General features: G+C 49.5%; 19 protein-coding genes. 5 read left to right on the top strand and 14 right to left on the bottom strand.

Features of this window, described 5'->3' with window-relative positions:
- Positions 1-23: 23 nt before the first annotated feature.
- Both ACTJJJ_RS14610 and rbfA read right to left on the bottom strand, forming a co-directional pair.
- Complete coding sequence (locus ACTJJJ_RS14610; protein ID WP_440702174.1) at positions 24-1,250, bottom strand: FtsX-like permease family protein; 1,227 nt, start codon at positions 1,248-1,250, stop codon at positions 24-26.
- 16 nt (positions 1,251-1,266) lie between these two features.
- Positions 1,267-1,650: a 30S ribosome-binding factor RbfA gene (rbfA, locus tag ACTJJJ_RS14605; RefSeq protein WP_188933939.1), complete on the bottom strand. Its 384-nt coding sequence runs from the start codon at positions 1,648-1,650 to the stop codon at positions 1,267-1,269.
- Between the two features lie 206 nt (positions 1,651-1,856).
- On the opposite strand from rbfA, the gene ACTJJJ_RS14600 reads away from it, so the two are divergent.
- Entirely contained in the window at positions 1,857-3,269 is a 1,413-nt protein-coding gene (locus ACTJJJ_RS14600) for a hypothetical protein (protein ID WP_188933941.1), read from the top strand.
- On the opposite strand, the gene rpiB is transcribed toward ACTJJJ_RS14600, so the two are convergent.
- Complete coding sequence (gene rpiB, locus ACTJJJ_RS14595; RefSeq protein WP_188933944.1) at positions 3,266-3,697, bottom strand: ribose 5-phosphate isomerase B; 432 nt, start codon at positions 3,695-3,697, stop codon at positions 3,266-3,268. The two genes, ACTJJJ_RS14600 and rpiB, sit on opposite strands and share 4 nt — an antisense overlap.
- Before the next feature lie 126 nt (positions 3,698-3,823).
- Between rpiB and ACTJJJ_RS14590 the strand changes: the two genes are divergently transcribed.
- Positions 3,824-4,594: a TIGR00730 family Rossman fold protein gene (locus ACTJJJ_RS14590; RefSeq protein ID WP_188933946.1), complete on the top strand. Its 771-nt coding sequence runs from the start codon at positions 3,824-3,826 to the stop codon at positions 4,592-4,594.
- An 87-nt stretch (positions 4,595-4,681) separates the two neighbouring features.
- On the opposite strand, the gene ACTJJJ_RS14585 is transcribed toward ACTJJJ_RS14590, so the two are convergent.
- A complete protein-coding gene (locus ACTJJJ_RS14585; protein ID WP_440702173.1) occupies positions 4,682-5,644 on the bottom strand; it encodes a helix-hairpin-helix domain-containing protein in 963 nt (320 codons plus the stop codon).
- Positions 5,645-5,761: 117 nt separating this feature from the next.
- On the bottom strand, positions 5,762-6,805 hold the full coding sequence (locus tag ACTJJJ_RS14580) for a DUF4097 family beta strand repeat-containing protein (protein WP_188933951.1): 1,044 nt from the start codon (positions 6,803-6,805) through the stop codon (positions 5,762-5,764).
- 117 nt (positions 6,806-6,922) lie between these two features.
- Here ACTJJJ_RS14580 and ACTJJJ_RS14575 point away from each other — a divergent pair, with 117 nt between their 5' ends.
- Positions 6,923-7,162 carry a hypothetical protein gene (locus ACTJJJ_RS14575; RefSeq protein ID WP_188933953.1) on the top strand — a complete coding sequence of 80 codons (240 nt, stop codon included), beginning with the start codon at positions 6,923-6,925 and terminating at the stop codon, positions 7,160-7,162.
- 3 nt (positions 7,163-7,165) lie between these two features.
- Here the strand turns inward: ACTJJJ_RS14575 and ACTJJJ_RS14570 are convergent, their stop codons facing one another.
- The 3 genes from ACTJJJ_RS14570 to ACTJJJ_RS14560 form a co-directional block, all read right to left on the bottom strand.
- A complete protein-coding gene (locus tag ACTJJJ_RS14570) occupies positions 7,166-7,522 on the bottom strand; it encodes a hypothetical protein (RefSeq protein WP_440702172.1) in 357 nt (118 codons plus the stop codon).
- A 61-nt stretch (positions 7,523-7,583) separates the two neighbouring features.
- The gene (locus tag ACTJJJ_RS14565) at positions 7,584-8,987 is read right to left on the bottom strand and encodes a GH1 family beta-glucosidase (RefSeq protein ID WP_440702171.1); all 1,404 of its coding nucleotides are present in this window, start codon (positions 8,985-8,987) and stop codon (positions 7,584-7,586) included.
- A gap of 131 nt (positions 8,988-9,118) precedes the next feature.
- Positions 9,119-11,074 (bottom strand): T9SS type A sorting domain-containing protein, encoded by a 1,956-nt coding sequence (locus ACTJJJ_RS14560; RefSeq protein ID WP_426293105.1) that lies wholly within the window; start codon positions 11,072-11,074, stop codon positions 9,119-9,121.
- A 1,007-nt stretch (positions 11,075-12,081) separates the two neighbouring features.
- On the opposite strand from ACTJJJ_RS14560, the gene ACTJJJ_RS14555 reads away from it, so the two are divergent.
- Together ACTJJJ_RS14555 and ACTJJJ_RS14550 are read left to right on the top strand one after the other, a co-directional pair.
- Complete coding sequence (locus ACTJJJ_RS14555) at positions 12,082-13,398, top strand: hypothetical protein (RefSeq protein ID WP_440702170.1); 1,317 nt, start codon at positions 12,082-12,084, stop codon at positions 13,396-13,398.
- A 1-nt stretch (position 13,399) separates the two neighbouring features.
- Positions 13,400-14,251: a carbohydrate-binding family 9-like protein gene (locus tag ACTJJJ_RS14550; RefSeq protein ID WP_440702169.1), complete on the top strand. Its 852-nt coding sequence runs from the start codon at positions 13,400-13,402 to the stop codon at positions 14,249-14,251.
- 19 nt (positions 14,252-14,270) lie between these two features.
- Here the strand turns inward: ACTJJJ_RS14550 and ACTJJJ_RS14545 are convergent, their stop codons facing one another.
- From ACTJJJ_RS14545 to ACTJJJ_RS14520, 6 genes are all read right to left on the bottom strand, one after another.
- Positions 14,271-15,479: a hypothetical protein gene (locus ACTJJJ_RS14545; protein WP_440702168.1), complete on the bottom strand. Its 1,209-nt coding sequence runs from the start codon at positions 15,477-15,479 to the stop codon at positions 14,271-14,273.
- A gap of 114 nt (positions 15,480-15,593) precedes the next feature.
- Positions 15,594-15,881 (bottom strand): hypothetical protein, encoded by a 288-nt coding sequence (locus tag ACTJJJ_RS14540; RefSeq protein WP_188933965.1) that lies wholly within the window; start codon positions 15,879-15,881, stop codon positions 15,594-15,596.
- A 117-nt stretch (positions 15,882-15,998) separates the two neighbouring features.
- Positions 15,999-18,398, bottom strand: coding sequence for an ABC transporter permease (locus tag ACTJJJ_RS14535; RefSeq protein WP_440702167.1), 2,400 nt, complete (start codon positions 18,396-18,398; stop codon positions 15,999-16,001).
- 244 nt (positions 18,399-18,642) lie between these two features.
- The gene (locus tag ACTJJJ_RS14530) at positions 18,643-20,130 is read right to left on the bottom strand and encodes a capsule assembly Wzi family protein (protein ID WP_440702166.1); all 1,488 of its coding nucleotides are present in this window, start codon (positions 20,128-20,130) and stop codon (positions 18,643-18,645) included.
- Positions 20,131-20,241: 111 nt separating this feature from the next.
- Complete coding sequence (locus ACTJJJ_RS14525) at positions 20,242-22,659, bottom strand: ABC transporter permease (RefSeq protein WP_440702165.1); 2,418 nt, start codon at positions 22,657-22,659, stop codon at positions 20,242-20,244.
- A 4-nt stretch (positions 22,660-22,663) separates the two neighbouring features.
- Positions 22,664-25,063: an FtsX-like permease family protein gene (locus ACTJJJ_RS14520; RefSeq protein ID WP_440702164.1), complete on the bottom strand. Its 2,400-nt coding sequence runs from the start codon at positions 25,061-25,063 to the stop codon at positions 22,664-22,666.
- Positions 25,064-25,096 lie beyond the last annotated feature (33 nt).

Raw genomic sequence — 25,096 nt, 5'->3', positions numbered from 1 at the left:
TTCTCTGGTGTGGTCGGGCCAGGTTATACACGCAGCAGCGCACCCGCCTCTGCGGCCCTTCTGGCCGGGATGTACGAAACAACCATAGTTATCATAACGACAATTACGCCCGTGTAGAGTATGTCTTCCCAAATTAATTTAACCGGATAAGCATCCACCAGCGAGGTGGTCATTCCCATCGAAACAAATCCGTACCGTATTTGAAGCCAGCAAATCGTGATTCCGCCCAAAAGCCCCGCAATTGCACCCGAAAACGCCACGATCGCCCCTTCTGCTATAAATATCTTCCGGATCAGCGACTGCGTCGCACCCATGGCATACAGCATCGAAACATCCTTCTTTTTCTCGATCGCTAACATACTGAGCGAGAAAAAGATATTGATTGCTGCTACTAAAATAATCAGCGAAAGGGTCACAGCCACAAAAAGCTTTTCCATTTTTATTGCACGGAGCAGATCCGCATTCAGCGAATCCCGGTCTTTCACTACAAAAGCCTTGCCCAGCTTCGCTCCGATCTCTTCGCTCACATCCTTTTCGGTGTATCCCGGGCCGATGAAAACTTCCAGCGCCGAAAGTTCCCCATTGTAACCCATCAGGCCTTCTACCTGCTTTAAGGGGGCGATGATATAATCGTCGTAGCGCGATTCAATGGAAAACACACCACCCGGACGCAGGTTGAGCTGATTGAATGCTTCGGGGGACGTCAGGTTCAGTGTTTTGGAGCCCGTACGCGGATAAAGGAGTTCCAGCGGGGTGAATATATCTTCGAGTGAAATCGATAATGCATTCCGTACACCTTCCGCAATGACGGCATATTGAGTTCCGTTATTTCCGATGAGTTTCAGCGAACCCTCGATCATGGCGGTATCCAGCTGCCCCTGCTGCTCGAAAGTACTGTCGACGCCTTTCAGGCGGATAATGGTTTGCTGGTTCCCATATCGGGCCAGCGCATTGTCTTCCACTACCTTCGTCACCAGCTTCACACCATCCACCGCCTTCAATTCACTCATCAACGACGGTGTCATTTTAAACCGCTTGCCTTCCGCGGGTAGAATGCGCACATCCGAGTCGAAGGTTTTGAAAATTTTGCGGTTGAGATCTTCCATTCCGTTGAAGACCGACAATACCACTACCATAGCCATCGTCCCCACGGCCACACCAGCCATGGCAATGCGTGCGATCAGACTGATGAAGCTCCTTTTGTTACGCGAAAAAAAGTAACGAACGGCAATCCGGTAGGAAATGTCCATGATAGCTCGAACTTGATCAGTAGGTATCTTCCTCCTCGTCGGGCTGTGCAGGCGGGATCACCAGATCTGCAAACAACTGATCCATTTTAGCCGCATATTCGGCAGTATCGTCGATATAAAACTGGAGGTGCGGAACGATCCTCAATTGGTGACGGACGCGTTCTGCGAGTTTCTGGCGGATGAAACGGGTATTTTCCCGGATCGTTTCCAACAGCATGGTCTTGTTTTTATCCGGCAGGAAGCTCAGGTAAGCCCGGGCAATGCTCAGGTCGGGCGTGACGCGCACGGCTGTGATCGTCACAAACGCGCCATGCGTAAGATGCTGAGCATCCTTCTGAAAAATCTCACCCAGGTCCTTCTGTATTTGCCTGCCTACTTTTTGTTGTCTTTTCGATTCCATATCATGAATGTTAATCGGAGGGATTTGGCCGGTCCTGACCGCACATCCTGGTTCACCAGTTAGGATGATGTAAACTTACATCTCCTAAATCATTCCCTCTCTCCTTTCAATAAGTACAAATATCCATACTTATTTTGTTTTTGTAGAACCCGGCATTGTAATTTCGTGAAACTTATTTCCCGTCAGATACCTAATCCACCAGCCGCTTGCTTAGTTTTTTTCGCGTAAATGCACGGTACCAGACCATCAGTTTAGTAGTATTCTTCCTGATGCTCCGTCTCCCTTTTTTCCTGGGTGGCGCGCCTTTGCTGATACCTGAGCTCAGCTGGATGCTGGTAGGCGAGCAAATGGGCCGCGGGTTCATGCTCTACCGCGATGTATGGGACAACGTAAGCCCGTTTTCCGGCCTTACCTACTGGCTCATCGACAGCCTCTTCGGCCGGACGCAATGGGTTTACCAATTGGCGGCTATGGGTGTTTCGCTGGTGCAGATATTGTATTTCAATTACGTAATCCACTCCCGCGACGTTTTTCCCGAGCGCACGTTCCTGCCCGGAGCATTGTACGCGCTGTTCCTGAATATTTCCTTCGACATGGGGACATTATCACCCATGTTGCTTGCCAATACCTTCCTGCTGTTCGCATTCGGCTCGATTGTTAAAATGCTTGTTAGAAGAGAAGTGACCACTCAGGTTTTCGAGCTGGGACTTTACATCGGGATCGCTACTTTGTTTTATCTGCCGGCGTCACTATTCATGATTTGGGCATTCCTGGCATTGCTGTTTTATACAGGTTCCACATTCCGGCACCACCTGCTGGGGCTGTTCGGTTCTATATTTCCGTTGCTTATGGTCGTGTTGTTTTTCTATCTCAACAATGGAATGGAAAGCCTGAACCGGAACCTGCTGACCTCGGTATTCCAGGTAAAACAATATAACCTGAATGACTTTTCTTCTTTGCTGGCATCGCTATTGCTGCCGCTGGGCTTCGGGATCATGGGCTTTATGCGGATCTTCACAACGCTTCGGTTTGTTAATTACCAGACGCGCATTCAGCAGGTGATGGCGCTGTGGTTTATCTCGGCCGTATTTACAATCCCGTTAATGCAGTACCTGGCGCCGATGCAATTCGTCATATTCGTCCCGCCGGCGGCATTTTTTGCCACACATTACTTCCAGAGTTTCAAAAAGAACGGCTGGGCGGATGAACTGCAGTTCACACTCATGGGCGCGATGATCGTTTTGATACAATATCAGGGACTAAGGGGGGTGCTGCCCGGAGTTTCAATGGGCAAGCTGGAAAACCTGCGGGCCAAACCGGCCAATTTGCCGGAACAGATCCGCAGCAAGCGCATTCTCGTTCTCGGACAGAATTCGGGGGAATATATCAACAACTATACGGCCACGCCCTACCTCAACTGGGAACTGGCGGCCTACGATTTGCAGAACCTCGACAATTTCGACAGCGTGATCCATGTCTATGACAACTTCCGCAAAGATCCGCCCGAATATGTAATCGACAAGGTAAATATGATGCCGAAACTCCTAAACCGGGTTCCGGCATTGAAAAAGCAATATATCCAGAGCCCCTGGAAAGGTGTTTACCAAAGGGCCTACTAACAGGAAATCTTATCAACGCGTGTCTGGTGGCGCCCTCCTTCGAACTCGGTGCTTAAAAATGCTTCCAGGCTTGCCAGGGCCGTTTCGAGCTCGATAAACCGCACAGGAAAACAGATTACGTTCGCATCGTTGTGCTGGCGGGCCAAAGGTGCGAGAGGCGTGTCCCACACGAGTGCGGCGCGTACGCCCTGGTGCTTATTTGCGGTAATGCAGACGCCCTGCCCGCTTCCGCAAAGCAACACGCCCTTTTCGAATTCCTTACTTTCCACCCCGCTTGCCACCGGATGTGCAAAATCCGCATAATCCGCCGAATCAGCGCTATATGTTCCGAAATCCTTCACTTCGAAACCGTTGGTGGTAAGCCAGTCGATAACCGGTTGCTTGTAGGGGAAACCTGCGTGGTCGGAGCCGATAGCAATTTTTCTCATTACTTTTTTGTTAATTACAGTCCACCGTTCGTTAACCACAGCGGACATGGTGAAAAGTTTTTATTATTGGTGTTAATGGTGCAAAGTTACCATTATACTTATCAACAACTCAATGGATTTCTAAATATGAGTGAAGAAGTAAAACCCACTAACGGGGAATTAGTTGATGTTTCCCTCCTCAACCCTGCGGTTCCCGAGGATGAGAAAAGGATCAAGGAGGCGTTTGAAGACCGCAACTGGAACGAGATCAAGAGTGCCGACTCATGGGTTGTATTCAAGGTAATGGCCGAATTCGTGGAAGGATTTGACAAGCTGGCAAAAATAGGCCCGTGCGTTTCGATTTTCGGTTCTGCCCGCACTTTACCCGACAACCCTCACTATAAAACAGCGGAAGATATCGCAGCAAAACTGGTTCGCCACGGCTACGGCGTGATCACCGGCGGCGGGCCCGGTATTATGGAAGCCGGTAACAAAGGTGCGTTCGAGCAGGGCGGAAAATCGGTCGGACTGAATATTAAACTGCCGTTCGAGCAGCACAGCAACATTTACATCGACCACGACAAGAGCATCAATTTCGACTTCTTCTTTGTGCGCAAAGTAATGTTTGTCAAATACTCGCAGGGCTTCATCGTCATGCCCGGCGGTTTCGGTACGCTCGACGAGCTTTTTGAGGCGATGACATTGATCCAGACCAAAAAAATCGGCCGTTTCCCGATTGTGCTCGTCGGTACCGCCTATTGGTCGGGCCTGTTGGAATGGATCAAAGGGACGATGCTTACCGAGCACAATATCAATCCCGAAGACCTCAAACTGATTAGCCTGGTAGACACGCCCGACGAGGCCGTGAAGGTAATCGACACGTTCTATTCAAAATACCTGTTGAAACCTAACTTCTAGCAACGAAATCATTCAAAGCGAAGTTTGTCCAACGGGGTTCTCCAAACCGGGTTCTCCAAACCGGGTTCTCCAAACGGGGCCATACTGTCAGAACGACAGGTATGGCCCTATTTTTTGTATGGTCGGGTCGTCCAGCACTTTTACATTTCGAAATTCTTCCAGCGAACGGAACGGACCGTGTTGCGTGCGATAATTGACCAACACCTGAACTTGCTTTCTGTTTCTTAAATAGGGGTGTTTGCCTAGCTCTTCGGCGGTAGCTGTATTTATATTCACCTTTTTAACCGGGCTACTCACCTTCGCATAGCGTTTCAACTCCGCCAGTGCAAGTGAATCCAGCCCGTAAATTTCATGGAACTGGTCGGTCGAACAGAAGCCTCCCAGCCCATCCCGGAACTTCAAAATGCGCTGCGCCAGCTTGCTTCCGATCCCTTTCAGGCGGATGAGCGCCGTTGTGTCGCATTGATTAATATCAAATGCCGGCATGCCGGTCTTCGTCTCACCTCGTACACCCGTGTTAGAATAAGTCTTGGAAGAGCTATTTTGTCCGACATCAAAGACTGGGCTCTGATCCGGGATCACAATATACTTTTCCAGGCGCGCATACAGCTGCTGCGGAAAATCGTAAATCTTCAACAAATCCTCTTTCCGTCGGAAGCGCCCTCCCTTGCTCCTGAATTTTTCAATGCGCCCGGCTATAAATGCAGGAATACCCACTCCTCTAAGCTCTTTTTCGGAGGCCATATTTGGATCAAAACGAACCAGTTTGATTGCCTCCGGGACTTGCGTCGTCCCGCGCGCGGGCGACCGCAGTTTTTCGCGATACGGGTGAGAAACCTGCTGTGTCTCCAATAACAGCGCAATGCTGTCCAGCACCTTCCGCTCGGGCGGCGAGCTGACCGTCGGCACTAAAGGCAAGATCCAGCGCCGGAAAAAAAAGGGCGTCCAAATGACCATTGCGCAGAATAGCATCATCACAAGTGCACCGCGCGCCTCTTTTCGGGATATTCCGAAGAAGTCCTGTAAACTGTTTAAAATTCTCTGATACATACGCCGGGAATGTTTTCTCCCTTTTTACGCTGGATCGACAATTTGGTAACAGGTTTTAAAACACCAATGAGCAGACGGTAAGCCGCCTGCTCATTGAAGTAAGAAATAATGTATGTCTTATTGATTCACATAAACACCACCAGCACTGGCCGACAATGTTACCGGAATACCACCGCCATTCATTTTACCCTGAACACGGTCTTTTTCAGCCGAGCCGTCGAAGTTTTTAAGTGGTATCGACACTTTATTACCTCTCAGGTTCAGGTCAACGCCTTTATCCAACGGCATGGTTACCCGTACGCTACCGGCAGATGTGGAAAGATCTACATATTTACCGAGCGATTTCAGTTCCAGCTCGATGCTCCCCGCACTCGTATTTGCCCGGATACTGCCTGAAACATCCGCCAACCGTACAGAACCACCCGACGTACCGGCATCGAGTGAACCGTCGACACCCTCGCCGCGGATGCTTCCACCACTGGTATGTGCCAGAATATCGCCATTGAGTTTATTCAATTCTATGCTTCCGCCGGAAGTTTTCAGCTCGATCTTGCCTTTCAGTTCACTGGCGTTAATACTTCCACCGCTGGTATGGAGGTTGATATCCTTACTGCAATGCGCCACATCGATGCTGCCACCCGAGGTACGGCCACGGATTACCCCGTTCAGGTCGTCGATTTTGAGGCTACCTCCGCTGGTGGAGAAATTTTGTTCGCCGGTCAATGAAGCAATTTTAATGCTTCCTCCACTGGTTTTGAGATTGGTAGCCACATTCCGGGGCGTCGTTACTTTAAATGAGAGGGAAATACTTTTTTTCTCATTCCACTGCAAATTGCTTTTACGCTTTGCCGTCGCGAGCACCTTACCGCCTTCGGTCCCGATCATGATGTCGTAATCTTCCAGGCGTTCCTCGATTTCTTCTTTTGTCAGGTTCTTATTACCGTTCCAGCCATTGCCGCGCACGTACATTTCTACTTTGAAACCATCGGACTGCCCGCCGGTAACCGAAATCGAACCACCGGAAGTCTCTACCTGTAATTCCTTGAGGGCAGAGCCATTGAAGTTTTTGGTAACGTAAGGTTTGTCATCATCGCCTTGCGCGCAAGCACTTACGAAAACGAGTGCGGACAGGACGAAAGCAAGTAGTTGTTTAATTTTCATGGGATTCTTGATTTGTTTGCTCAATGATGCAAATATCCGCAAACAGGTTGCATGGAGTAACTTAAAAGTTCGAAGCCGGTACAGTTTTTGCAATTCAATATTTTAAAACAAAAAAACATGAAAACATACCGCGTAAAAGCCGCCCGCGAATCAGAGGAAAATTTGGTACTGGACATCCTGCAAAACCTGCAAAGAAAGGGTGCGATCGTATTTGAAGAAGAGCTGCCCGACGGAAAAAGCAACCGCCCTAAAGAAGCTACACCTGCCACGGAGGAGCAGGTGCAGGAGATTATTGATGAAGCGGAATTAGGTCCTTATTATTCAGAACAAGAGGCAAAGAACATCCTCCATCTGTGAGCATTATTTTTTGTGAATTTCAATGACTTTGATTTCGTCGTACGTCGCAGTGTGGCCCCAGCCGCATTGAACGGTACTTTTCGCCCCTGTCAGGCTGTATTTCAGGTGAACCGGCGTGAAACTGTAATATTCTTCGATTTTACCCAGCTCCTTCTCTATTTTAGCGCGCGATGCTTCGCTGGGCAGCAGCGAAATGGTCGAATCTTTGGCAGTAATAGCGAAATGCCATGAACAGCCATCGGTAGCGAGCATGTTAGTCCAGGTCGCATCTACTTCATAAGCTTGTTCGTTGACACCGTCACTTTCGTCGTGGCAGCTGGCCCAGGCCAGCAATCCGAACAAAACAATCAGAACTTTCATGGTTGTAGGGGTTTAATATGACGGGTAGACACGCCCTTTCCCGAATTAGTTGGAAGCCATATTATCTTTCTGTTTTTTTAAGGAAGTCAGCAAACCATCTGCCCGACCCCTTCACGCTACGCTCCTGGGTTTTAAAATCCACATATACCAGACCAAAGCGTGCGGAATACCCATGTGCCCATTCAAAATTATCCATTAACGTCCACGCGAAATAACCGGTGATGTTTATCCCTTCGTTTTTAGCCCTCAGAACGGCTTCGAGGTAATCGTGGTAATAAGCCTGTCTGGCATCATCTTCCACCTTCCCGTCTTTCAGCGTATCTTTAAATGCCGCCCCATTTTCTGTAATGACCAATTCACGGACGCCTTTGTATCGTTGAAATTGTTTCAATATTTCATACATCCCGGCGGGACTGATCTCCCACCCCAAACCGGTCGTCGGGACATTCCTAAGCGTGGCGGGCACATCTTTCAGCCACATCACCGGTGCCAGGTACGAATGCTGTACCACCACGCTGAAATAGTTTTGTAACCCCCAGAAATCAAAATCGAATTTTAGCCTTTCGCTGTCACCTTCACGCATGAACCTTTTGATATTAGACAGAAAAGGAAATGCGTCTTTGGGATAGCCCAGCCCTAATGCCGGTTCGATGAAAAGCCGGTTCATGAGCGCGTCCGCCCGCCGCGCCGCCCTTATGTCCGCCGACTTCTGACTGTTGGGAATAACATGAGAGCAGGAAATCGCAGTGCCGATGCGCGCGTCGGGCAACAACTTCCGCAATACCCTACCGCCTTCCGCCTGACTCAGCGCCAGGTGATGCACTACCGGCAGAAAGTTATGAATGCCTTTGCTCCCGGGCGCGTGCTCGCCCGTGGTGTATCCCAACCCGGCCACGGCCATAGGCTCGTTCAACACAATCCAATGCCGTACCCGGTCGCCAAATGCGTTTGCGCATACTGCCGTATATTCCGCAAACCATTCGACAACGCGTCTGTTCTTCCAGCCGCCGGCTTTTTCCAATATTTGGGGTAAATCCCAGTGATACAGCGTAATCCACGGTTCTATTCCCAAGTCAATACACTTATTTATCAACCTGTTATAGAAATCCAAACCAGCCTGGTTGACGCGCCCGTGGCCATCGGGCAAGATCCGTGACCACGACAGCGAAAATCTGAACTGCCCGAAACCGAGCTCTTTAACCAATTCCAGGTCTTGCTCATATCGGTTATAGAAATCACAAGCTACCCGCGCATGGTCGCCATTCCGTATCTTGCCTTTTTTCCTCGCAAAAACGTCCCATACACAATCGGTCCGGCCATCCTCATCCACCGCCCCCTCGATCTGGTATGCTGCTGTTGCCACACCCCATTTGAAATCACTTCCAAAATCCTCCCGCGAAAAAGGATTTGCCGCTACCGGCCTGTACCCCGATTCTTTATTATGATGATCAATAATTGTTGCCAAGCCAGTGCCGGTTACCTTTTATTCACGAAAGTTAAAACTAATCTATAAACAAAAACCCTTCGTCCTGAAACCGCGGACGAAGGGTTTTCAAAATTACTGCTCCGGTTGCTGCGGAGCCTTTACTCCGGAGCTTATCTTACGACAAGGATTTTGCGCATCAACGGACCGTTGTTGATTTTCACATAGTAAGTTCCCTGCGACAATTTCGTCAGGTCTACTTCATTTGCCGAATCCGGCGTAGTGTTCATTACTAACGCACCTGTCTGAGCGTAAACCTTCACATTTGTGACCTGCTGGTTGCTGGTCACTTTGATACGGTCGACAGTCGGGTTCGGATAAACATTCATCTGCTCTTGGCCATCGAAGTTCAGGCTCTTGATCGCGCTGTAAGCGAATGTTTCATCCAAATCCACCATTTTCAGTCGATAAAGGTTTACTGCAAATGGATTAGTGTGCGTATAGGTGTAAGTTTCGAGTTCCTTGCTTTCCCCTTTCGCCTCTACCTGCGACAGCGCTATCCAGTTTTTACCATCCTGGCTGTGCTGTACTTCGAAGTAAGCGGAGTTGGTTTCAAAAGTTGTGGCCCAGGCCAATTGAGCTACTGAACCTTCTTTTTTCGCAGAGAATGCTGATAGCGTTACCGGCAATGGCGGGCCTGAGAAAGTAAGACATGCATTGTCGACAACAAAATCATTTCCATTTGACGACAGCAACACACGTACATATTTGGTACCTCCCGGTACTGTTCCGCCTAATGTATATTTTTCGAGGCCCCATGTTCCGCTGTTGAGCTCTTTTGTTACGTCCTTGTTAATCTGACCAAGTTCTACCTGACCTTCGCTGAGGAATACCAGCTGGATTTTCTGGCTATTCGACGCGCTGAATGCCGCATAGATGTTCAGGGCAATCTGGTTTCCGGTTGTCGTTTGCAACTCTACATCCTGCCAGAACTTACCTGCTCCGCTCAATTTCGCCCCGTTTACACCGCAAACCGCGTAGGTAGGCTCAACTGTCAATGTGCCGGTTACATTCCAGTTATTGGTACCATTTTCGAAACTTGGGTTCTGAAGGGTATTGCCATTACATTCCTGGCAGGTAACTGGTTGGGTAAGGGTGGTACAAATCGCATCCACTTTGAAATAGTCGCCCGACGAATTGACGGAGAAGCGAACTTTTACGGCTCCCGCCGGCGCAGTTGCAGAGATCGAGAATTGCTTGAGTTTGCTGTCAACGACCTTGTAGTCCATATTGACCACAGCCTCGCCGGTGTTGATTTTATTCCCTGCACCGTCATAGAAAGTGAGTTTGAACGTGTGCGCCACACCAGTGTTGTGTGTACCACCATATGCGGTCACATCCACTTTCGCTCCTGCAACCACATTAATGTCCTGCCAGATAGATCCGGAACCGGTGATCAAACCGTTTTTGCTGCCGCACATGTTGTACGCCTCGTCTGTACCGAAGTTGGTTCCACCGGATTTCGACCAGTCATTGGTTCCGTTTTCGAAACTTGCATTTTTGACATATTGATTCGAGTTTACGCAATCGCAGTCAACCGGATTGGCAGGAGGCGTAACTTTCATACATGCCGCATCCACTTTGAAATAGTTTCCACTGGAATAAAGCAGGAAACGAACTTTCGCCGTGTTTGCCGGCGCTGTTGCCGACATGGTGTACAGTTGCAGCTGGTTACCGCTGCCAACTTCGAAATTCATCGATTTCACGATCGCTTCACCGATCTGGTTGCCGCCCGATGTGTAAAAAATCAGCTTGAACTGATGTGTCTCGTCGTTATTGTGCGTTCCACCATATACGCTCAGATTGACCTGGCTTCCGGCTTCAAGGGTAACATCCTGCCATATCTGGCCGGCACCGGTGATCAAACCGTTCTTACTTCCGCACATATTATATGCACCGTCCGTACCGAAGTTGGTACCGTTAGATTTTGACCAGCCGTTAGTCCCGTCCTCGAAGCTGGCGTTCGTGAGAACGTTGTTGTCACAACCACAGCTGGTCGTGGCATTGGCCTGGAAGGCGAAGCCCAGGCTCAATAGTAAAAGGGTAAAGAGAAACGTAAAATTTTTCATAACGTATTTGATTTGTAATTGATTAGCTGAAACGCTTGTCAACAAAATGTACGTTACAAAGGTAAAAATTAGATCATCCAAAAATAGTACTTTTTTTATATGACAACCACGTAATAATTATGTTTATAACCGATTTTAAATTGTTATTACAGTCCTTTTCAAAAGTTTTTCTACAATTATAAACCTAATTATTTATTAAAAATTATCATTTTGGACCTAAAAAACTTCTTACACAGTTCCAAACTGGTTACATAAGCTCTTTAAATTACTAATATAACTTTTTTAATACTAAGCAATGGGTAACGATCCATCGTGAAGGTATAGCGGTTACATGAAAACCAAAGAAAATTTTGCAGACATCGGTACCACCACTGTGTTTTGTGTGCGTACCCGGCTCTTTTCAGGCCTCAACCCAGAATCATCGTTTAGTCGTAATGACCACGGAAAGGCAAGTAAAACTTCTACGTCAATAAATTACATAAGTGCCGTTTTTAAGGATAAAATACCTGTTTTGGCCAACTAACGGCATTAGCTGAAAATGCCCGGTTCTGTGGATAACACTGAATTTTCACTGAAGAATTTCGACAAAACTTTTTTTCGCAAAAAACCCGGCTTCTACAAGATTTATATTGACTGCGAATAGAATGCAGCTATTTTATTACTGTATTACAGCTGTTTAGCTACATTCTATTTGGATTAGCAGACAGTAGTTCCCAAATAAATTTAGATTCAATAAGAATAAGACGATAGAAAATACTGCGAAAGCAGGGCTTGCGCAGAACGTTAACGAAAGGAAACAGGTGGTACGCCAAATAACTCCCCAGTTACATTAACGCTTTCTCGTGACACATTCCCAGCCTTTCCTGATCTTTATTGCTTTCCGGTGCAGGTTTCCGCATAACTGTGTATTTTAAGCACTAATTGGGAGCACGGCCAGGACTCCGGGCCTTCGGGACACCGTCAGCTACAATTCTCGAACAGGTAATCTATCTGAAAGTCTTGATGTTATGCTTAAAAAATACGTTACAGCGCTGATAATCGCGATACTGGCGACCTCTTGCGCCACGCACGAAAAGACAGCCTCCCCTGCCGATCGCCTCGATAGCGTTGCCCGGGAATATGTTAAACTGGGACTTTCCATTGGCCAGTTCGACGGCGATTTTGTAGACGCTTATTATGGCCCCGACTCGTTGCGGCCCGCCAAAACAGATACTTCACATTTTCCAAAAGAAGCGTTACTGCAAAAAACCTCTGCTTTGAAACACGTCCTGGCGACATTTGCGCCCGATGCAGCGCCCGACACCCTCGCACGCCGTGCCGAATGGCTGACGGCCCAGCTTACCGCATTCGAACGACGGATACAGCTCTTTTCGGGCACGTTGGTACCATTCGACTCCGAATCCAAAGAGCTGTTCGACGCTGTGGCGCCGGTTTATGAAGAACAGTATTTTAAAGACCTTATTGCAAAGCTTGATCGCTTGCTACCCGGCCAGGGCTCCATTCCGGAACGCTACCAGAAACTTGCGAACCATTTCCTGATTCCTCAGAATAAGATCGATACCGTTTTCCGGACTGCCATCGCGGAGGCGCGCAAGCGTACGCTTGCCCACTACACACTACCCGTGGGCGAAGATTTCAAACTTGAATATGTGCGGGACAAACCCTGGTCGGGATATAATTGGTACAAAGGCAACTACAAAAGCGTGATCCAGATCAATATAAGCCAGCCTATCTATATTGAGCGGGCCATCGATCTCGCCTGCCATGAGGGTTATCCCGGTCACCATGTGTACAATGCGCTGCTCGAAAAAAACCTGTTCCGTGGCAAAGGATGGACTGAAATTTCACTTTACCCATTGTTCAGCCCACAGTCTCTGATTGCCGAAGGAAGCGCCAACTATGGTATTTCCATGGCTTTTCCGGGCGATGAGCAGCAGGAATTCTGCAAAAATGTGTTAATCCCGGTCGCCGGGTTGGATACGGCAATGAGCTATGCGTATTTCAAGGCCCTCACAATCCGTTCGGCATTGAACTACGCCCGCAACGAGGTAGCGCGTGGCTTGCTCGACCACGGTATGAGCGACCGGGAGGCGAAGCGATGGCTAACCGACTACTGCCTGCTGTCCGAAAAAGGTGCCTCGGACTACCTGCGATTCATCCGTAAATACCGGAGCTATGTGATCAACTACAATTACGGGCAGGACATCGTCAAGAAATACATCGAATCCGAGAGCGGAACAACAGCCGACGCCGGCAGAAGATGGAAGCGGTTCGAGGCGTTACTAAGCAATGAAAACAAGGCAAGCGACCTTTTGAAGAAGTAAAATGCATTATATTTATTTCATGCTCGCCGCGATGGCCGGCATCACCACCATCACAGCGCAGGGGCAAACGCGGCCAGCTCCCCAAAGCTACATGTGCAATCGAGCCGAAAAGGCTATTTCCATCGACGGGAAACTGAATGAGCGTTCCTGGAAGAAGGCTGCCTGGACGTCATCATTTGTAGATATTGAGGGAGATAAAAAGCCGCTCCCTCTGCAAGAGACCCGCGTAAAGATGCTTTGGGACGACCAATACCTTTATATCGCCGCACAAATCGACGAAGAGCATATCTGGGCTTATCAGGACCGGAAAGACCAAATTGTATACTTGGAAAATGATTTCGAAGTATTCATTGATCCGGACGGGGATACTGATAATTATTACGAACTGGAAATCAATGCGATCAATAATACATTCGATCTATTTTTACCCAAAACCTACCGCAAAGGCGGAAAAGCGCAGCTTAAATGGAATATCCAAGGACTGAAATCGGCGGTATCGGTCAATGGTACCCTGAACGATGCGAGGGATAAGGACAAACAGTGGTTTGTAGAAATCGCGATTCCGTTTGAGTCGCTTTCTACCGAGCATGTGAAACCGGTAATCCCGGCCAACGGCTCCGAATGGCGGATCAATTTTTCACGCGTCAATTGGCAACACGACGTCGATCAGCAGGGGCATTATAGCAGGAAACGCAATGCCGAAACCGGCAAAGTAATCCCCGAGTACAATTGGGTATGGTCGCCGCAGGGCATTATCAATATGCATTATCCCGAATATTGGGGCAAATTACTTTTCAGAGACGAGGAAGTGGGAAATCGAAGTAACGCTGATAAACCCCGGCAAGTCCAATAGCTTGCCGGGGTTTTTACTTTCAATGTCCTTCGCTGGATTCGAAACCAAGGATGGCCAGACGGTAAGGCGTAGCAGAAACTTTCACCGTATTGGTTTTGGACAAATTCCCCGTGCTGATAACGAGCAGTTCGCCCCTCTTCGGCTGCGTAATATATATGTAGCGCGATGTCGCTTCCAGCTGCGGCTTCTGCGTTTCGTCTTTCGCCGTTGCACCGATCACCGATCCACTCGTTTTCAAAGTATTGGTTTTCAGGTCATAGATCCTCAGTTCACCGCTATGCAGCAATACCACGACGTTGTTCCCTGCATAATCGACCTTCGCCTGCATGATATCCGTACTCGCCAGAACCGGCGTCACCGATTTGGCAGCGACATCAATCACATAAACTCCCTTGGCTGCTGTATAGCCCAGAAATTTGCCTGCGCCTTTCGCTTCGAGAATAGAACCGAACCACGCTTCCCCAAAATCGGCAGGATGCGGGATCAGCTGCTGGTTGCCCGTCGGCTCCACAGCCAGAATGCCGCTCGAAGAACCGAATAGTGAAATGCTGCCGTTCGTTGCATTGCCGTGAATGCCCTTGGTTTGAATGGTGGAAGCGAAAAGTGTTTTTCCCGAAACGTCGATGATCTTCACACGCTCCGGCAACGTCCCGGCCACAGAACCGTCCTTCACCGTAATGGCATAGGTGCCATTGTCAAACTTTGTCATAGCGCCGTGATGTGCCACGTTACCGGCGTCGATAAGTGTCATTTTCTTACCGGCAGTATGGAAATCCGCCTCTTTTGCGATGCTCAGTGTGCCGTCGCCGTCGTTGAAAGTGATGATCTCGTCGCCCTTGCTTTTAAAATGCGTTGGTTTCTTACCATCGCCCGTCAACGCCCCGAACTTAGGCGTCCCTTTCACGTCAACATGGTCGCCATGGCCTTCGAAGCCCGTGTCGAAAAGCTGTACATAGTTGTTGGCACCATTCACAATAGCCCCGAAACGTCCGCCTTGTGTTCCATAAAGCGCCGACTTAGGGAATTGCGCTTCAAATTTCTCTGCCGTAAGCTCCACCGGATCCACGAGCGACAGCTCCTTGGAAGTCTCGTCGTTCACCACTACTCGGATAAACTTGTATTCCGTCTCTCCAATAGGCGCTACGTCGTCTTTTTCCTTGTCGTCGCAAGCTACGAGCAATGCACCGAGTGCCATCGGGAGTAATACTTTGAATAAATGCTTTTTCATAAAAAAATCTTTATATGCAACAATGATGCAAATGTAGTTTCAGGAAAACCACAAATGCAACAATGTTGCATATAAAGATTAAAAAAGAATTAAAACAGCCCCTATCGTCGCCTGTCAGGCAATCGCCTCGCGTAACAAGTTCCTGCTTTCTTTTTTGACAAATGTGATTGGCACAAAATCGTCGTTGGGTGCGCCAATGTAGTAGACGGTCCATTCCGGATCGTGATGCGCCAGCATTTCGCTGATACAGTCGGCGCGGTGCGCAACCGGATTGGTACAATCTTCCCAATAAAACAGCTCGACCCGGTAGAACAGGTTCTGCTTGATGCCGTTGATCGTTACCTCAACTTTGATCTCCTGCTTGCCTTGAAGCGGTGGGATAGGGATTGCAATGTGGCTCATGGGTTTATCTGGTTAAAATTCAATTTATATTTTGGAGGAAGGGGAAGAAGGAGAAAAGGGAGGAAAGGCATTTTCCATCCTCCCTTTCCTCCTTCCTCCCCTAGCTTCCCTCCTCCCTCACTCCGCCCTCAAACTCTTAACGGGATTCGTCAACGCCGCCTTGATACTCTGAAAGCTGATCGTAAACAATGCTACGAACACTGCCAGCGCGCCGGCGACCAGGAACATCCACCATTCGATATCGATGCGGTAAGCAAAGTCGTTCAGCCAGGTCCTCACGGCAAACCAGGCAACCGGCGTGGCGATAAGAATGGCCGTGAAAACGAGTTTAAGAAAATCCCGTGACAGCAAAGCCACAATACCCGCTACCGAAGCGCCCATTACCTTTCTGACACCTATTTCCTTGATCCGCCTTTCTGCTGAATAGGAAGCGAGCCCGAACAGCCCCAGACACGATATGAAAATCGCCAGGCCCGCTAATATGCCCACGATCTCGCTCACCTGACTATCGGCACGGTACATTTCGGCGAAATGCTCGTCGAGAAATGAATAGGTGAATGGCTCGTCCGGAACAAGTTTATTCCAGGTCGATTGTATGGCCGCTATCGACTGCTGCGCATTTTTCCCCTTAATGCGGACCGACATTTCGGAGTATGACCAGTCCTTCTGATTGAACAGGCATAGCGTCTCGATTTTATGGTGCATTGAATTAAAGTTAAAATCCTCTGCCACACCCACGATCGTCGAAAGCGAATCCATTCCCGAAAACCCAAACCGCTTGCCGATCAATGTCTCCATTGTCAAGGTCGGCTCATCTTTCAGAAGCTCTTTCGCCAGCGATTCGTTGATAATGTAGGTTTTTGCATTATCTCCGGCACTGTGCGTGAAATTCCGGCCTGCGATCAGTTTGATTTTGTACAACGACAAGTAATCCGGATCTACCACCACTTGCGAGGAAGTGAGCTCGCGCCTCGCACCCGTACCCTGAAATGCCACACCGGTCTGGTGCAGGTTATTGCCGAGGCGCTGTTGCGAGCCGGTAACCGCCTCAATAAACGAGCTTGTCAGCAACTCCTGTTTCAATGCTTCATATTTCACATCCGACTTCGAGTTCAAAGGCACTACAACCACCTGCTCCTTGTCAAAACCAGGATCCTTATCCACCATATATCGCAACTGCTTCACGGCAAAGCCCGTAGCGATGATCAGAAACACGGCGCTCGTGAACTGTGCGATTACCAATGCATTCCGGAAATTGCTTTTCCCGGCACGGATCGTGCCCTTCAACACCTTCACAGGTTCGAAAGCCGACAGAAATGCTGCCGGGTATAACCCAGAAAACAGTCCCACGAGCATTGTTCCCAGTAAAATGACCAGCAACAAGCCCGGGCTTTGAAATATCGAAAATTCGAGCCGGCGCTGGCTGAAATTGGCTACCGAAGGCATTACCAGCTTCACGATAGCCACTGCCAGTACCAGGGCAAACAGCGCCAGCAGCACCGATTCGCCTATAAATTGCCCCGCCAGCTGAAATCGTTGCGCGCCAATCGACTTGCGTATCCCCACTTCCTTCGCCCGACCGGTCGAGCGGGCAGTCGACAGGTTCATAAAATTCACACAGGCGATAATGAGCACAATGGCAGCTATGATCGAGAAAATGTAGGTATATCGCCTATCGAACTTCTGGTAATTGACATAGTCGTGCGTAATATCCACCGACTGCGCGTGAACCTCGGTCAGCGGCTGCAAAAACAGCTCGTAAAACTTCCAGCCGCCTTCTTTCATATGTTTTTTGAGGAAAGCGGGAAATTTCTTTTCCATTTTGGCAATGTCCGTCCCGGGCGCAAGTTCCAGGTAAGTCACGAGCCAGTTTCCGCCCCAGTTTTTCATGAAATCGGGCTTTGCGATGGTATTGAAGGAAATGAGCGCATCGAACTGCAAATGCGAGTTCGCAGGAACGTCCTCCATAATACCCGTGACTTTCAGCGTGAGCGTGTCGTTGCCAAAGTGGTTGACGTACTTACCTATCGGATCGATATTACCAAAGATATTTTTGGCGCTTTTCTGCGTCAGCACAACGCTGTTGGGCTCTTTCAATACCCGACCTTTGTCGCCTTCAAGCAGCGGATAATCGAAGAGTTGAAAGAAATTGGAATCGGTCAGGAATACCTGTGAAAGTTCGATCCTTTGATCGTGGTAATGCATCGGCAGCTTTCCGGTGGTATTAATTCTGACAAACTGCCGGATTTCCGGAAATTCTTCTTCTAATGTTGGCCCCATCGGGAACATCGAAAGCGCCACTTTTTGCGGAGCCACCATTCCTTCGAACTTCTGTACCTCGTCGAGCCGGTAGATGTTTTTAGCATGCAGCCCGTCGAAGCTGCGTTCGTAGAAAACGAACAGCATGATCACAATGCAGGCCGCCATACTCACGGCCAGGCCCACAATGTTGATAACCGAAAAAACTTTGTTCTTCCAGATGTTCCGGAGAGCGATTTTGAGGTAGTTTTTGAGCATGCCGCAAATTTTTTGACTACGGACCGCCGTCGGCAGTCCTACTTCAATAGGCTTAAGACAGCAATTGCCAGAAAACATAATTCCCTGACAATGACTGCATCAGCTTACGGCAACAAATTTATGCCAGGCCAATCAACGGATTAAGAATCAGCATTTTAATGAAGAAAAAGACCTAAAAACTGTCCGAATTCGGACAATCTTGTTCATCGATGGACAACGCGGAAAATTCCGCGCCGGGGGCTTCTTACCAGTCCTTACGGAAACCAATATACCCGCCGGTCCTCCGCTTGAAAATTTCGCCCTGGTCGGTAGCAATACGGGCGATAATGCTGGCATTTTTCAGGCCGGGAATGGCATATTGTGCCCCCAATACCGATGAAAACTGCCCTCGCGGTGGGTCGAAGTCAGCGCCCGGCGTTCCGAAATTTTTGCTGTAAGAGACCTTCAATGTAAGCCCCAGCGAACGGCCGACCTTCCCTTGTGCGCCCAGGTAGTACATATTTACCCGATTATTAGGAAAAAATCTTTGATTGTCGAGTTTCGACTGGTCCATATCCTTGCCGGGAATGATAAACGGCGTGCCTACCGTCCGCCCCTTATACGACCAGCCCTCCGAATACTGAGTATGGTTGAAATAGTTGTCCGCGCCCTGGTATTTGCTTCCGGGAATGTAAAATTCGGAACCGGATTGGTTCTTGGTACTGAGGAATTCCAAGGTCAGATGTGTAAGCGCAAAGCCACTCACCAGGTTTCCGGGCAAGAGTTTCAGGTTAATACCGTAAAGTCCGTCTGGGATATTCTTGAAAAGCATACTTGAAACATCCTCGAACGGATGCTGATGGTATACGAAAAGCCGGTATTTGTTGAGCTTAGTTTCAAAAGCTATGTCGTAGCTACCCAAATGGTTACCGACACGGTAGCTATCGAAAGCCCCGTAACCATTTTTCTCGAACCAGTTTTTGGAAGTAAACGCCAGCACCACGTTCGGGTACACAGACCATGATGACGGCAACTCGCCGTTCACCGCCAGTTCGGGATGCAGTTTCAGGTAATCCGAATGCCCCGCCCACATTACATTGTGGTTCAGCCCGGCATAAAGCTTGCTTTTGCGTTTCCCAAACCTCAGATATACAAACTTCTGATGCAGCCGCACACCCTGGATATAGTCGGTATTAAACCATCCATGCGCAAATCCGGCATGCACAGCCACAAAGTTCCCGGTGAATTTCAGGGGAGAAAAGCCCACCGTCCCGATCTGCACTTTCGGTACCGGTAGCGAGTTCCCCGACACCGCGTAAAAGCCGGACGACATGGTGGTATCGCCCAGTCCCATTACCTCGCGCCTCCGCCCCACCCATAGCTCCATGCGCTTGAACCGCACGCCTGCATGCGCCTCCGGGAGCACAAATTCAAACTTGCTTTCTTTATTATACATCCCTACCGGGCTCACCCCCGCACGCCAATCGAATTTTCGGGGCTTGCCAGCGAGGCTGTCATAAAAAATATAGTTTTTCCGCGCCGTTGCCTGTACAACCCCTGCGGTAGCGCGGTCAGGCACGGTACCGAACTGGTTGGTCCGGAGCCAAAACGGCGTTTCACCATTCGAAGACACATATGCTCCCGCCTCGACACTCGCTTCAAGGTTGGATACAACCATACTTTTCTGGGCAAAAAGCGGCCCCGAAATAATCGCAAAAAATGCAATAACACTGTAAGTAAAGGTTCTACGCAAGTGATTCGGCTCGGTAAAGATTTTCCCTGCAAGATAAAGATGAGCGCGGGAATATTTGTTACCTGGGAATGAATTGTGTAGCGATCTTCCGACGGCAGTCAACGGCCATCCTCACTCCGACCGCAAACTCTTCACAGGATTCATCAATGCCGCCTTAATACTCTGGAAACTGACTGTGAGTAATGCAATACCAATAGCAAACAAGCCCGTAGCCGGGAAAATCCACCATCCGATGCCTACCTGATAGGCGAATCCCTGCAACCACTGCCGCATGCCCAGCCAGGCGACCGATGTAGCGATCACCAGGGCAACGCATACCAGCGATAGAAATTCGCCGGAAAGCATAGCGACAATACTACCCACGGAAGCGCCCAGTACCTTTCTGACCCCAATTTCCTTCGTCCGCCGTTCAGCCGCGAAAGTGGCCAGCCCGAACAGCCCGAGACAGGCGATCACCACGGCAATGCAGGTGAAATAAAGCACGATAGTACCCGTACGGTGTTCCTTTTCATAATTTTTCTGAAAATCCTGATCGAGGAACGAATAGGAGAACGGAATACCGGGGTTCAGCCGCTTCCAGGCCGCCTCTACCGACGCCAGCGTCCCCGCATAATCCCTGGTTTTCAGGTTGCCTATGAAATACTGGTACTTATCGGTAATGCTGGTGGTGAGCGCATAGGGCTTGATCCCTTCATGCAGGCTGCGATAGTTGAAATCCTTCACGACGCCTACCACCTGCAAGCTCCGGCGCTTGCCCCCCAACTCAAAAAATACATTTTTCCCGATGACCGAAGCTACATCATAACCCAGTTCCCGCGCGGCTGTTTCGTTCAGGATCACGCTGCTGGAATCACCGCTGAATGCCTTTGTGAAGGAACGCCCCGAGGCCATTTGCAAGCCCAACGTTTCCACATAATCGTCCCCAACAGTCGCGAAATGCACGTCGACCGCGTCGTGAATAGTCCGGTTTTCGGTATAAAAAAGCAGGTCTTCGATATTTTCAATGCCGGGATAAACCGATCCGCTGGTGGCCGCTGCCACGCCCGGAATGCGTAGAACCTCTTCCTTGAATGCATAGAAATTAGCGGCGGCCTTCTGATTTCTGAACGGCACCACCAGTTTTTGTTCCTTATCAAAACCCAAATTCCGGTTTTGCAGAAAAGACAATTGTTCGCTGATTACGATAGCGCCGAGAATGAGGATAATGGACACTGTAAATTGGAACACCACCAGCCCCTTCCGTAACAAAACGGCCGAAGTTACATTCACCAGACGGCCTTTCAGCACGCTCACCGGTTTGAAGGACGACAAATAGAGCGCAGGGTAAAGCCCGGCGACCAGGCCGGTGAAGAGCGTAATACCAGCCATCCAGTACAGAAATGCGGGATGTGCGGCCATGTCCAGCACTTTGCCGGTCAGGTTGTTGAAATAAGGCAAAAGTACCTGCACCACCACCAACCCGATCGCCAGGGCCATCAGGGCCATTATCATCGACTCTCCGAGGAACTGGCAGATGAGCGAATTCCTGACCGCACCCATCACCTTCCTTACCCCTACTTCCCGCGCCCGCTTTTCGGAGCGAGCCGTGCTGAGGTTCATGAAATTGATGCAGGCTATCAGCAACAGGAACACGGCAATGGACCCGAAAATGTAGAGGTACGTCATGCTGCCATTCGGCGCGATCTCATTGCCAATGGCGGATCTCAGGTAAATGTCCGTTACCGGTTGAATAAACAGTTTTTTCGAAATGCCCAGCGCTTTCAGATCTCTCTCACCATGCCGGTTCATGAACGGAGTCAGTTTGGATGCAAATGCTGCCGGATCGGCGCCGTCGCGTAGTTTGACATAGGTATGAAAAATGTTGTTCATCGCCCAGTTGTTCTGGCTCACGACCCAGCCACCCATATCAGCGTTCTGCATGGACAAAAAATACCTCGCATCGATATGCGACTTCCGACTGTTCCGAAAAACGCCGGATACTGTATAGTCGAAATCCCCGAAAACCAGCCCCACACGGATCACCTTACCCACCGGATCCACATCACCGAACAGTTTTTCAGCGACATTCTCGGAAAGCACCAGCGTGTTGGGGCTGTTCAGTGCATTGCCGGGATTCCCGTATTTGAAATCGTAGGTAAAAACATCAAAAAACGTTGAATCTGCATAATAGCCGTTCGTTTCATAAAACCTCGTGGCCTCTTTCCCATTACGGTTTTCGAGCAACATTCGGTCGATCCCGGAGAATTTCAGCATGCGCGTCACCGATTCAACTTCGGGAAAATCGCTCTTAACACCCGCAGCCAATGGCCCGGGCGTTCCCGCCCATTTCTCGGCAGGCGTTTCCATCGCAATCCGGAAAAGCCGGCTGGCTGAACGGTGATGTTTGTCAACACTCAACTCGTCGGAAATATAAAGCACGATCAGCAGGCAGGTGGCCAGCCCAAGGGCAAGGCCGAAAATATTGATCGCAGTATAGCCCTTGTTATTCAAGAGGTTGCGCAGGGCGATTTTGAGGTAGTTTCTGAGCATAATCTTATTCTGATCTCAACGATTTCACCGGATCCAGCAGCGCCGCCCTGATTGCCTGATAACTTACCGTTGCCAGCGTCACTACCAGCGCTCCTGCGCCCGCCGCCACGAATATCCACCAGGTGATCTCGGTGCGGTATTCATATTTTTGAAGCCAGTTGTTCAGGAAATACCAGGCGGTAGGTATTGAAATCAGGAAGGAGATGATGACCAGGATCACGAACTCCCGCGACAACAGCGCCCATAGGTTGCCTATGGAAGCGCCCAATACTTTACGTACGCCAATTTCCTTCGTCCGCTGTTCGGCGGTGAACGAGGCAAGCCCGAACAGTCCGAGACAGCTGATAAAAATCGCCAGACCGGCAAACACGGTCGCCAATGTGGCAATGCGCTCTTCCGCCGCGAATTTCAAGGCATATTCCTGGTCGGTGAATTTGTAATCGAACGGGCTGCCGGGGTTAACTTCTCGGAAAACGGCGGCCACTTTGTCAAGTGACTCCCGTATCGCCAACCCTGGTTTCAGCTTCACGTTGATCACATTCGCCCAGCCGTAGTTGACCATAAACAAAGTGGGATGTACCGGGCTGAACGGAGAGCTCATTACCATATCATGGATCACACCCACTACTTTGTAAGGATTCTCGCCCCATTTCACTGTTTGTCCGATGACTTCCGATGGTTCTTTGAATCCCATGTATTTCAATGCGGATTCATTCATGACCATTCCCAACGAATCGGTAGAGAATTTGCGGGAGAAATCACGGCCTCCGATGAACTGCCAGCCTACGGTTTTCCCGAAATCGTGGCTCACGCCGATCGTCCCGAAATTGTCGTGAAAATTGGGATCCTTTCCCGGCCAGCTGAACCCGCCGTTATTGGAACCGAGGAATGTGGATGGCGACGACGATGTGGACATTTCCACCACTGCGCCGGTTCCGAGCAACTCACTTCTCAGCCTGTTATACTGGCTGCTCAACTCGGGCGTATTGATTTCCACGGTAATCAGGCCGCTGCGATCGTAACCAACCGGTCTGTTCTTCGCGTGCTGGATCTGCTTGTAGACGATCGCCGTACCAATGATCAGCGTCACTGAAACCGTAAATTGCAGCACCACCAAAACCTTCCGCGGCATCGCGGCGAATCGACCTGCATTGAAAGTACCTTTGAGAACCTTCACAGGCTGGAACGAGGACAGGTATAACGCCGGATAGCTGCCCGACAAAAGGCCGGTAAGGAAGCAGAATGCAAATCCAGCCAGCCAGAAATAGCCGTTAGTCCACGGAAAAGTCATTTGTTTGCCCGCCAGTTCATTAAAAGCCGGCAATGCAAACGCTACAATGACAATTGCAAAAATGAAAGCCAGGAAGACAACCATGAACGATTCGCTGAAAAACTGGTTAATCAGCTGCGCCCTCAGTGAGCCGATCGCCTTGCGGATACCCACTTCTTTCGCACGTTTTTCTGAGCGGGCCGTGCTCAGGTTCATAAAATTGATCGATGCCAACAGCAACACAAATGCGCCGATAATCCCGAACAGCCACACGTACCGGATACGCCCGTCGGGTTGCCCCCGGTCGTCCCAGGTGCCTTTCAAGTGCCATTCCGACATCGGCAGCAGGTAGTTGCGCGGGTTCAAAAACCGGGCTTCCGGAGTGTGCTGCATTTTGATGCTTTTGATTTTTTCGGAAACTCCTTCGAACGTAGCGTTCGGACGGATTTGCACAAGCAACTGCCACGAGTTATTGTTCCATTGCTCCTCGTCGCGCGCGGTTTGCACCCAATTCTGCGTCGCTTCGTACAAATCCCAGGGTGCCAGGAAGGTCAATTCACGAAATTCTGTATTGAAAGGCAAGTCTTCATAAACGCCGGTTACTTTCACATCGAGCCGGTTGTCGAGCTTCACGATCTTGTCCATCGGGTTTTCCTTGCCGAACAGCGCTTTCGCCACCGACTCAGCGATGATGATCGAATTGGGCTCTTTCAGCCCGTCGCGCGTGCCGGACAGCATATGCAGTGTAAACAACCGCGGCGCTTCAGCACTCATGTAGGCGCCATTTTTGGTGAACTTGTTATCCTTGTAAGCCAATATGTGCGCGTCGATCCACGAGGATTGGATCACGTAGTCGAAGTCATCCTTATGATGTTCCCGGAGATATTTCCCCAGCGGGTACGAAGTATGCTCGCCCCCATCATAAACCCTCCCTTCAAAAACCCCTGTTTCAATCACCTTCGCAATGCGATTGTAGTTTTCGTGGTAGCGATTGTATGAAAATTCATCATAAACCCACAATCCAATGATCATAGCCACGGCCATCCCCACAGCCAGCCCGCCGATGTTGATAGCCGAGTAACCTTTGCTTTTGACAAGGTTACGGAGTGCGATTTTGAGATAGTTTTTTAGCATCGTTTTAGTTGTTTATTGGGAGGAAAAGGAGGA

Origin of the sequence: Dyadobacter sp. 22481 (assembly GCF_052044875.1) — a bacterium.
GTDB classification, from domain to species: domain Bacteria; phylum Bacteroidota; class Bacteroidia; order Cytophagales; family Spirosomataceae; genus Dyadobacter; species Dyadobacter endophyticus.
The sequence above is the reverse complement of the archived record's forward strand: the minus strand, read 5'-3'. Positions and strand labels throughout refer to the sequence as shown.

Coding starts and splice junctions, on each gene's coding strand:
- ACTJJJ_RS14555 (WP_440702170.1), top strand. CDS start 12,082: ATGCTTAAAAAATACGTTACAGCGCTGATAATCGCGATACTGGCGACC.
- ACTJJJ_RS14545 (WP_440702168.1), bottom strand. CDS start 15,479: ATGAAAAAGCATTTATTCAAAGTATTACTCCCGATGGCACTCGGTGCA.
- ACTJJJ_RS14590 (WP_188933946.1), top strand. CDS start 3,824: ATGAGTGAAGAAGTAAAACCCACTAACGGGGAATTAGTTGATGTTTCC.
- ACTJJJ_RS14575 (WP_188933953.1), top strand. CDS start 6,923: ATGAAAACATACCGCGTAAAAGCCGCCCGCGAATCAGAGGAAAATTTG.
- ACTJJJ_RS14580 (WP_188933951.1), bottom strand. CDS start 6,805: ATGAAAATTAAACAACTACTTGCTTTCGTCCTGTCCGCACTCGTTTTC.
- rbfA (WP_188933939.1), bottom strand. CDS start 1,650: ATGGAATCGAAAAGACAACAAAAAGTAGGCAGGCAAATACAGAAGGAC.
- ACTJJJ_RS14525 (WP_440702165.1), bottom strand. CDS start 22,659: ATGCTCAGAAACTACCTCAAAATCGCCCTGCGCAACCTCTTGAATAAC.
- ACTJJJ_RS14570 (WP_440702172.1), bottom strand. CDS start 7,522: ATGAAAGTTCTGATTGTTTTGTTCGGATTGCTGGCCTGGGCCAGCTGC.
- ACTJJJ_RS14585 (WP_440702173.1), bottom strand. CDS start 5,644: ATGTATCAGAGAATTTTAAACAGTTTACAGGACTTCTTCGGAATATCC.
- ACTJJJ_RS14535 (WP_440702167.1), bottom strand. CDS start 18,398: ATGCTCAAAAACTACCTCAAAATCGCTCTCCGGAACATCTGGAAGAAC.
- ACTJJJ_RS14560 (WP_426293105.1), bottom strand. CDS start 11,074: ATGAAAAATTTTACGTTTCTCTTTACCCTTTTACTATTGAGCCTGGGC.
- ACTJJJ_RS14610 (WP_440702174.1), bottom strand. CDS start 1,250: ATGGACATTTCCTACCGGATTGCCGTTCGTTACTTTTTTTCGCGTAAC.
- ACTJJJ_RS14550 (WP_440702169.1), top strand. CDS start 13,400: ATGCATTATATTTATTTCATGCTCGCCGCGATGGCCGGCATCACCACC.
- ACTJJJ_RS14520 (WP_440702164.1), bottom strand. CDS start 25,063: ATGCTAAAAAACTATCTCAAAATCGCACTCCGTAACCTTGTCAAAAGC.
- ACTJJJ_RS14540 (WP_188933965.1), bottom strand. CDS start 15,881: ATGAGCCACATTGCAATCCCTATCCCACCGCTTCAAGGCAAGCAGGAG.
- rpiB (WP_188933944.1), bottom strand. CDS start 3,697: ATGAGAAAAATTGCTATCGGCTCCGACCACGCAGGTTTCCCCTACAAG.